2 protein-coding genes are annotated in these 3,578 nt (G+C 44.8%); one reads left to right on the forward strand and one right to left on the reverse strand.

Annotated features, from left to right (window positions below; translation table 11 throughout):
• Positions 1-24 precede the first annotated feature (24 nt).
• Positions 25-531: a GAF domain-containing protein gene (locus tag Q0294_RS02025; RefSeq protein WP_299460372.1), complete on the reverse strand. Its 507-nt coding sequence runs from the start codon at positions 529-531 to the stop codon at positions 25-27.
• 429 nt (positions 532-960) lie between these two features.
• Between Q0294_RS02025 and Q0294_RS02030 the strand changes: the two genes are divergently transcribed.
• The gene (locus Q0294_RS02030; RefSeq protein WP_299460374.1) at positions 961-3,375 is read left to right on the forward strand and encodes a hypothetical protein; all 2,415 of its coding nucleotides are present in this window, start codon (positions 961-963) and stop codon (positions 3,373-3,375) included.
• Positions 3,376-3,578: the final 203 nt, after the last annotated feature.

A 3,578-nucleotide genomic window follows, 5' to 3' on the forward strand; every position in this document is an offset into this window, starting at 1 on the left:
ATAAATCATAAACGATTTCGCAGGCTAAAGCATCCCCAAAAGTTTTTTCTCACCAATTCCTGCCGCAATATTCGTCAGAATTTTCCACTCCGTATCTCCCGTATGGTGAATACAATTGGTCGAAATCGCCAGGACTCCAACCACCTGATCTGCATCAAATATCGGCACCGCATAGGATTGCTGCGCCTCAAATTTTCGGAGCCACTCAGAAGACCCCTGAAGCCCGGAGTTCTCCCCCTGCAGAGTTCCGATCGCAGGAATTTGATCCAGGACCGCCTTTACTATTCCTAAGCCGGTATTTTCTAGCGGGACTTCCTGAGTGAATTCAGCAAATTGCCTACTTATTTGTTCATCCATTTCAGGAACAGCGCGAAAGCCTATCTGGAGCAGTTTACCTTTTCCACAGCGCCATAATCCAATTGCCCTCCCCCCCAGAAACTCCAATATCTGGTCTAAAACAGGAGCCACTGTTTTTTTATTCCCCAAAGCTTCTTCCATTAGTATCAGAATCTCATTGGTCTGTTGTTGCATGTTTTTATATTACTCCTCCAAAATTTGATTTCAGGCTGATTACAAACTGGTAAGCCTGGGGATTTTGTTTATCTTTACACCTGATTCAGTTGAATCGCATCCCACGACCGTTGCCCTTGTCCTCTTTGACCAAAGATGTCATGTACTGTAATAGATAATCCTTGATGCAAAGGTTATCCAGCGTATACAATAGAGTTAGATATCTGTTTTCGAAATCGTGATCCAATAATGCATTTCTGTGTATCATCTTGATCATATAACTATGGTATCGATAATCCAATCTATCGCGCTTGCGCTGAGTCAACCATTCAATTCCTCTGACAATTATAATATATCGGACTACTGAATATGGATCTTCCAACTTGCCCATCTTGTGGAGCATCGGTTTTAGATGAAGATGCAGCAGAATGCCCTTTCTGCGGTGCGTCCATGTCTTCGTCGCGTAAATCAACTGCAGGAAAAACAACCGCGGCGAAACAACCCGTTCAGGTACCGACAGATCAAAAAAATCCCACGATCAAACGAAACAGACGCGAAACGGTGTCTGACGATGATCCCTTTGAACTCGAGCGGCAACAACAGACCTCAAAAGTAATTCCCTTATTAAGGAAGCCGGAAAAAGGAAAAATGTTCCGTGTTGTGTGTCCCATGTGTGATACAGCTGGTTTCGCTTCTACAAAAGTGGTCGGAAAAGAGGTAAAATGTCGCAATCCGGAATGTCTGGCCCCCGTGTTCATGGTCCCTGACTCGGATGCCCAGGACCGAAAATCAACGGAACAGGTGAAGCCCCAAACTAAGATAAATTCGAAGCTGCCGCTGATCGCAGTCACACTGCTCATTGCTGCGTCTCTGGGCGGCGCCTATTTCTACTTTACCGATGTGAAAGACGCTTCAGATTTAAATAAACCATTTGATCTGCCAGCGATTAACCAGGCGGCCCAGAAATCATTTTTTAACGATAATGACAAATCAAAAGTCAATCCGCTGGAAAACAACCCGAAAAGCAGTCAGACTACCGGCAAAAACAAAGCAACTCCTTTGTCTCCTGCATTGGTTCAGAAAGAAGCGCTTGAAACCATAGTGGAACTTTCCAGAACCAGGGAAAACCGCAGCAAGCCTTTCAGCAGACGTTTAGCCGCAGAAGCCTACGCGGTCGCAGGAGATATTAAATCTTCTCAGGAACAGATAGAGCGAATTGATGCAGTGAGCCCGCCGCTTCCATTTTACAAAATCTTTCCTTTAGTTGAAATTGGCTGGATTCAATTAAGAGAAAAGGATGAATCTGGTCTGAAGCAGACACTGGAGCAAACAGAACAACTCGCCAAACAGATTCCCGCATTTGGTGGAAGGGACTCTCTCGATCTGGTAGCCCGTCTGGCGGCATTCTGGGTTGCTGCCGGTAAAGAAGAGCCGGCAGTGGACCTGATTAAAAAATATCAGGAGGAAAACAGTCTGGCGCAATTATCTGCTTACCTGCAAATTGCGCATGAAACAAATCAATATAATTTTGATTCACTGGTTGACCTGCACCGCCACTGGGATTCTCCTCAGTGGGTTGCAACAACATTAATTTTAATTGCACGAGGTTATCCACAAGAGGCTTTAAACTGGGCAGCATTGGCCCCTGAATCAATGGGACGTACGGAAGCCGTAACGCAATGGGCTTTATCACAGGTAGAACATGCAGTGAAAGCAAAGCAGAAACCGGAAATTTCACGCATTCAGCCTGCAGAAATGAAGCTGTCATCAACAGGAAGCGCATTTGTGTATGCACGCTGTGCCAGAAAACTGATCTCACTGAAACAACTGGAGGCGGCCCGTATCTTCCTGACAAAATCAAAATCATTTTTGGCTAATACGCCGGTTCCTGCTCCGATCACATTGGGAGATATCAAATCGGTAAATGAGATGACGCTGCCTCTCGCCAGCCCCCTGGAAATGTTGGCTCAAACGTATCTTCAAATTGCCTGTGCGGAATCCGAATTGGGGCAAAATGCAGAAGCGGTCAAGTTCCTTAAGGACTCTGTGCAATCAATCCGTGCTATCGCACCAAGCGTTGTCGCAACGCAAAATAAAATTAATGAATCGTCCAACTTCAATTTTCAGGACCAGTTCAAGGACGCTCTCAATCTCGATACGGCCGATCGTGTCAGAAGAGGAGTCAATAACTACCGAAAACAATTACGCAACTTGAAATCTGCTGCTGATAACAGACTAATCCTATTGGTCAAACTGCTTTCTCAAGCGTCACAACCGCAATTAGCGACTGAGACCTGGAAACTCGTTCTGGAAAGCCAGGAGTCTGCAAATGATAATTTGAAAGATTCACTTTTGGAAACCAGTCTGCCTGCTGTCATCATACAGGCAGTGGATCAGAAGAACGATGAATTGAAAACACAGATCAAACAAACGTTAAAGGATAAAGTTCCCGAATTATCAAAAGAGGACAAGCTGATTCACCAGACAACCTCTCTGATAAAAAATGGCAAGCCCGAACAGGCTGCCCATGATATAAATCAGTCCGATTTAAAAAAGTCATGGAAAGGACAACTCTCTCTGAAATTGCTCTCAACTTTGATGAATGAGTCCCAGTTTGATCAGGCAATCCAATTTGTCACTGCCATTAAAGATCCTGTTTTGCGGGAAGATATGCTCAATACGATCGGGGCAGACGCGGCCCTCCAGGGAAAAATCGCTCCAATAAAGAAAATCCTGGATGGCAATCTCTATACACCTACTGAGAGGATCTCAGGTTATCTGGGATTGATCTGTGGAATTCAGGCTTCAAAAAATGAGCAGCCCGCCGGGAGAACCGCCCCACAGGAACAATCGAAAAACCTGTAAGTACTGGTTCAAATCGATTCTCGTGTAAATTTCACCGCAGTTCTCTTTTTTTTCTACTCGCCGCGGAACATCATTAATTATTTTCATGAAGTCTCGCCGAATTTTTATTCAGGGCAAACTGAAAACCCCGACAAACCGGCACATATGTGCACACGTCTTTTCTACTCTAAATTCACTTGATACACCTGAGGTCAATTTCAACG

The sequence above is a fragment of the uncultured Gimesia sp. genome, from assembly GCF_937919775.1.
Taxonomy (GTDB): Bacteria; Planctomycetota; Planctomycetia; order Planctomycetales; family Planctomycetaceae; genus Gimesia.